This is a genomic window from Muriicola sp. (assembly GCF_049669965.1).
GTDB lineage: Bacteria > Bacteroidota > Bacteroidia > Flavobacteriales > Flavobacteriaceae > Muriicola.
This window is the reverse complement of sequence record NZ_JBATLB010000249.1, coordinates 1-5521: the sequence shown is the minus strand read 5'-3', so window position 1 is coordinate 5521 and position 5521 is coordinate 1. Positions and strand designations below refer to the sequence as shown.

Here is a 5521-nt window from a genome sequence, read left to right as displayed (position 1 = left end):
GGGAGTTACAGTAAACACCAATGAAAAAGGAAATTACGAAATTGAGGCCGATGAAGGAGATATGCTTCAATTTGTAGCACAGGGAATGAAAAAATTGACTGTGGTGATCCTTAAAAAGAAGTTTATTAACATCAGACTCGAACGATCTTAGAACTATTTCTCCTTACACCTGTAATACTCCCATATTAAAGGCTTTTTCAATCGGGGCGTTATTAGCTGCCTCAATCCCCATGGAGATCCATTTCCTGGTATCCAGGGGATCTATGATGGCATCTGTCCATAAACGGGCAGCTGCGAAATAGGGAGAGATCTGGTTGTCGTACCGTTCTTTGATCTTGTTGAACAGTTCTGCCTCTTTTTCTGGGGTGATCTTTTCACCTCGTTTCTTTAAGGAAGCAGTTTCTATCTGCAAAAGTACCTTGGCAGCCGAATTTCCGCTCATTACCGCCAGTTCTGCGCTTGGCCAGGCCACTATGAGTCTTGGATCGTACGCCTTGCCACACATGGCATAATTACCGGCTCCATAGCTGTTGCCAATGATGACGGTAAATTTAGGGACCACAGAATTACTTACGGCATTCACCATTTTGGCACCATCCTTTATAATTCCTCCATGCTCACTTTTACTTCCCACCATAAACCCGGTCACATCTTGCAAAAAGACTAAAGGAATCTTCTTTTGATTGCAATTGGCTATAAACCGGGTTGCCTTGTCTGCAGAATCGGAATAAATGACGCCTCCAAAACGCATTTCCCCCTTTTTAGTCTTGATTACCTTACGTTGATTGGCAACGATACCCACAGCCCAGCCGTCTATTCTTGCATAGCCGGTTAGGATAGTCTTTCCATAACCCTCTTTGTACTGTTCAAATTCTGAATTGTCCACCAGGCGTTTAATAATCTCCAGCATATCGTACTGGTCCGTCCTAGACTTTGGTAAAATTCCAAAGATATCGTCTTGTTTTTCCTTTGGGAGGCTCGACTTTTTTCTGTTATACCCGGCTTTGGTGGAATCTCCAAATTTATCCAGTAAATTTTTTATGGTATCCAGGGCATCCTTATCGTCTTTTGCCTTGTAATCCGTAACGCCACTAATTTCGCAATGCGTTGTGGCACCCCCCAGGGTTTCATTGTCTATATTTTCCCCAATAGCTGCCTTTACCAGGTAACTTCCTGCTAAAAAGATACTTCCCGTTTTATCTACGATCAGGGCTTCATCGCTCATGATAGGCAAATAAGCACCTCCGGCAACACAACTTCCCATAACCGCAGCAATTTGGGGTATTCCCATACTACTCATTACCGCATTGTTCCGAAAGATCCTTCCAAAGTGCTCTTTATCCGGAAATATTTGTTCTTGCATGGGCAAGTAAACACCCGCACTGTCTACCAGGTAGATAATGGGTAATCTGTTTTCAATAGCGATCTCCTGGGCCCTTAGATTCTTTTTCCCTGTTATTGGGAACCAGGCACCCGCTTTTACGGTTGCGTCATTGGCCACAATGATACATTGTCTTCCTTGTACATAGCCAATTACCACTACCACTCCGCCCGAAGGGCAACCTCCGTGTTCCTCATACATTCCCTGGCCCGCAAAAGCTCCGATTTCAATCTGTTCTGAATCCTTGTCAACTAAATAGCTGATCCGTTCCCTTGCTGTCATTTTACCTTGGGCATGAAGTTTTTCAATGCGGGATTTACCCCCGCCTAAGGCTACTTTGGCAAGTTGTTTTTTAAGTTCTGAACGTTTTTGTTTGTTGTGATCTTCGTTGATATTGAAGGTAATGTCCATGTAATCTTTACTGTTTCTATTGGTCTCTAAATATAAGCAGTAATATTCATTAACTTTGATAAAAATAAGAAGGATATATGGCTAATAGCGTTGGCTGGGGGATCATTGGTCTAGGAAATATCGCCCAAAAGTTTGCAAAGGATCTTGCTCTAGTTCACGATGCTGCTCTGATGGCAGTGGCTTCAAGGTCCATTCAAAAAGCGATCTCTTTTAAAGAAGAATTTAAAGTTCCTAATGCGTTTGATTCCTATGAGGCGCTTTTTAAATGCGAAGAAGTAGAGGCTGTTTATATTGCCGTTCCTCACTCAGAACATCTTAAGTGGAGTCTAATGGCCATGCAACACGGGAAGCATGTGCTATGCGAAAAACCTTTGGGGGTGAACCTTAAAGAGGTGAAACTATTGGTAGACACCGCAAAGAAGCACAATGTATTTTTGATGGAGGCTCTGTGGAGTAGGTTTATTCCTGCCATACAAAAGACAAAAGAACTGGTAGATGCAGGGGAAATCGGGAATATTGGGTACTTGCATGCAGATTTTGCTTTTTATGGAATAGACAGAGATCCGAAAGGTCGTTTACTCAATCCAGCCCTGGCGGGAGGCTCATTGTTAGACATTGGGATCTATCCGGTCTTTCTGGCCTATTTACTATTGGGGATCCCGGACAGCATAGAAACTTCCGCAAAGTATCACGAAACCGGAGCGGAAATACAGATCGCCATCCAATTTACCTATCCTGAGGCCCATGCACTTCTATTTAGTGGATTAAGTTCCAATAGTGCCATGGAGGCGAGTGTGGCCGGCACAGATGGCACCATTGTTATTCATACCAGATGGCATGAGTCACAAGCCATCTCCGTGATCAAAGGGACAGAAACAACAAAATTAGATCTCCCAACAGTAGGGAAGGGGTATACCTATGAAATTGAAGAGGTACACCGTTGTCTTTATGAAAAAAGAATTGAAAGCCCTTTATGGTCTCATACCCATAGCCTTGAGCTTGTGGGACTTTTAGACAAGATTCGTGCGAAGGCCGGTATTCGCTTTCCTTTTGAATGATAAAGTTTAATTATTAGGATTAATTTTCGACGGTTTTTACGATATTTGAATTGAACTAAATGAAATTTTATGGGGATGGACAAAAATACGGTCTTAGCATGGGCAACACTTATAATGATTATAGTAGGTTTAGCATTAATAGCACTCGGTGCTTTTAGATATGATGATATTGCCGGTTACGGATTTGCTTCTGTTGGAGTAGGTTTCTTTGCCATTGCATGGGTATTTAATGCCTTGAAGGGTCGCGTATAAGCCCTCTTTCTATTCCTTCGAAAAACTATCTTTTTCACTAATCCATTTTTAACTGATGTCAGACGATAAAAAGGTCATATTCTCCATGTCCGGAGTGACCAAAACCTACAAGAATGCCAATACTCCTGTTCTTAAGAATATATACCTAAGTTTTTTCTACGGTGCCAAGATCGGGATACTGGGACTCAATGGCTCTGGTAAGTCAACCTTACTGCGCATCATTGCTGGTACAGATAAGAATTATCAGGGAGATGTTGTTTTTTCCCCCGGCTACAAGGTGGGATATTTGGAACAGGAACCTTTGTTAGACGAGTCTAAGACTGTCCTGGATATAGTAAAAGAGGGAGTCTCCGAAACGGTGGCCATCCTGGATGAGTACAATAAGATCAATGATATGTTTGGTCTTCCCGAAGTGTATGAGGATGCAGATAAGATGCAAAAACTGATGGATAAACAGGCAGCCTTGCAGGATCAGATAGATGCTGCTAATGCCTGGGAGCTAGATACCAAGCTGGAGATCGCTATGGATGCCTTAAGAACTCCGGAACCCGACAAGAAAATAAGCGTCTTGTCCGGGGGTGAACGCAGGAGGGTGGCTTTATGCCGACTCCTATTGCAGGAACCCGAGATTCTTTTATTAGATGAACCCACCAACCACCTGGATGCAGAATCTGTACATTGGCTAGAACACCATCTGGCCGCGTATAAAGGAACGGTGATCGCTGTAACTCACGACAGGTACTTCCTGGATAACGTAGCTGGTTGGATCCTGGAATTGGATAGGGGAGAAGGTATTCCATGGAAAGGTAATTACAGCAGCTGGCTCGATCAAAAGTCCAAACGGCTTGCTCAGGAAAGCAAACAAGCCTCCAAACGTCAAAAAACACTGGAACGCGAGCTAGAGTGGGTGCGGCAGGGAGCCAAAGGAAGACAAACCAAACAAAAGGCCCGTTTAAATAATTATGACAAATTACTGAGTCAGGATCAAAAACAACTGGATGAGAAACTGGAGATCTATATTCCAAATGGGCCAAGACTGGGGACCAATGTAATTGAAGCCACAGGAGTTAGTAAAGGTTTTGAGGATAAGTTGCTGTATGACAATCTTAATTTTAAACTCCCGCAGGCGGGGATCGTAGGGATCATAGGACCTAACGGGGCCGGTAAGACTACTATCTTTAAAATGATCATGAAAGAGATCTCCCCGGATAAGGGAGAGTTTAAAGTGGGGGAAACAGCCAAACTTGCCTATGTGGATCAAAGTCACTCTAATATAGATCCGGAGAAAACTATTTGGGAAAATTTCAGTGATGGGCAGGAACTCATCATGATGGGGGGAAGACAAGTAAATTCCCGGGCGTATCTGAGCAGGTTTAATTTTTCCGGGAGTGAACAGAATAAAAGGGTAAATATGCTTTCGGGAGGGGAACGAAACAGACTACACCTGGCGATGACCTTGAAGGAAGAGGGCAATGTGCTCCTTCTGGATGAGCCAACCAACGACCTGGATGTCAACACGCTCAGGGCCCTGGAAGAAGGGTTAGAGAATTTTGCGGGTTGTGCGGTGATCATTTCGCACGACAGGTGGTTCCTGGATAGGGTATGCACGCACATCCTGGCTTTTGAAGGCGATTCCGAAGTCTATTTCTTTGAAGGTTCCTTTTCTGAGTATGAAGAAAATAAACAGAAACGCCTTGGGGGTGATCTTATCCCAAAACGTCTGAAGTACAAAAAACTTATCAGGTAATCGTATCCCTCTAATAAGGGTCGTTAGGATACCAGTCGAGTATCACTACCTCAATACTGGGATTCGTTGCATTCACCAATGCTTCAAACTCGCTTACATCGCTTACATCCGGCCGGCCTCTGAAATGATACGGATACACCTGTACAGGCTTAAAGGCCAGTGCAGCCTCCGCGGCTTTGTCTACCGTCATGGTATAGGGTAGATTCATACAAATAAAGGCCTTATCTATATTCTTCAGTGCCCTCATTTCTGGGATATCTTCTGTATCTCCGGAAAAGTATAGGCGTTCGGACCCTAAAGTTATAACATACCCATTGCCTCTTCCTTTTACATGGAAATCCTTGGCCTCCTCTCTCAGGTTGTACATAGGAATGGCTTCAATTGTCACCCCGTAGCGTTCTTTGGAATCCCCATTGTTTAAAACATCGATCTGTGTGGCAAATTCTACCGGTAATTGATCAGCAACCGCCTGAGGAACAATGATCTTAGAACCAGCGGTATCCAGGCCGTCCAAGGTTTCTATATTTAAATGATCTCCGTGGATATCTGTGATAAGGATAAGATCGGGTTTGGGATAGGCTGCATAGAGCTCGGCTCCTCCCACAGGATCAATATACATCGTAATTTCTCCCCATTCTACTACCGCAGAGGCATGTTCAATTGGAAATATTT

At 43.7% G+C, this 5521-nt stretch carries 5 protein-coding genes; 3 read left to right on the top strand and 2 right to left on the bottom strand.

Annotated elements, in window-relative coordinates; genetic code table 11:
• Positions 1–163: 163 nt before the first annotated feature.
• Positions 164–1792, bottom strand: coding sequence for an acyl-CoA carboxylase subunit beta (locus WBM49_RS12655; protein WP_424372415.1), 1629 nt, complete (start codon positions 1790–1792; stop codon positions 164–166).
• Between the two features lie 77 nt (positions 1793–1869).
• On the opposite strand from WBM49_RS12655, the gene WBM49_RS12650 reads away from it, so the two are divergent.
• From WBM49_RS12650 to ettA, 3 genes are all read left to right on the top strand, one after another.
• A complete protein-coding gene (locus WBM49_RS12650; RefSeq protein WP_424372414.1) occupies positions 1870–2850 on the top strand; it encodes a Gfo/Idh/MocA family protein in 981 nt (326 codons plus the stop codon).
• 69 nt (positions 2851–2919) lie between these two features.
• A complete protein-coding gene (locus tag WBM49_RS12645) occupies positions 2920–3102 on the top strand; it encodes a CAL67264 family membrane protein (protein WP_424372413.1) in 183 nt (60 codons plus the stop codon).
• Between the two features lie 55 nt (positions 3103–3157).
• Positions 3158–4849 carry an energy-dependent translational throttle protein EttA gene (ettA, locus tag WBM49_RS12640; RefSeq protein WP_424372412.1) on the top strand — a complete coding sequence of 564 codons (1692 nt, stop codon included), beginning with the start codon at positions 3158–3160 and terminating at the stop codon, positions 4847–4849.
• A gap of 10 nt (positions 4850–4859) precedes the next feature.
• Here the strand turns inward: ettA and WBM49_RS12635 are convergent.
• On the bottom strand, positions 4860–5521 hold a 662-nt coding region (locus WBM49_RS12635; protein WP_424372411.1), incomplete at its 5' end, for an MBL fold metallo-hydrolase.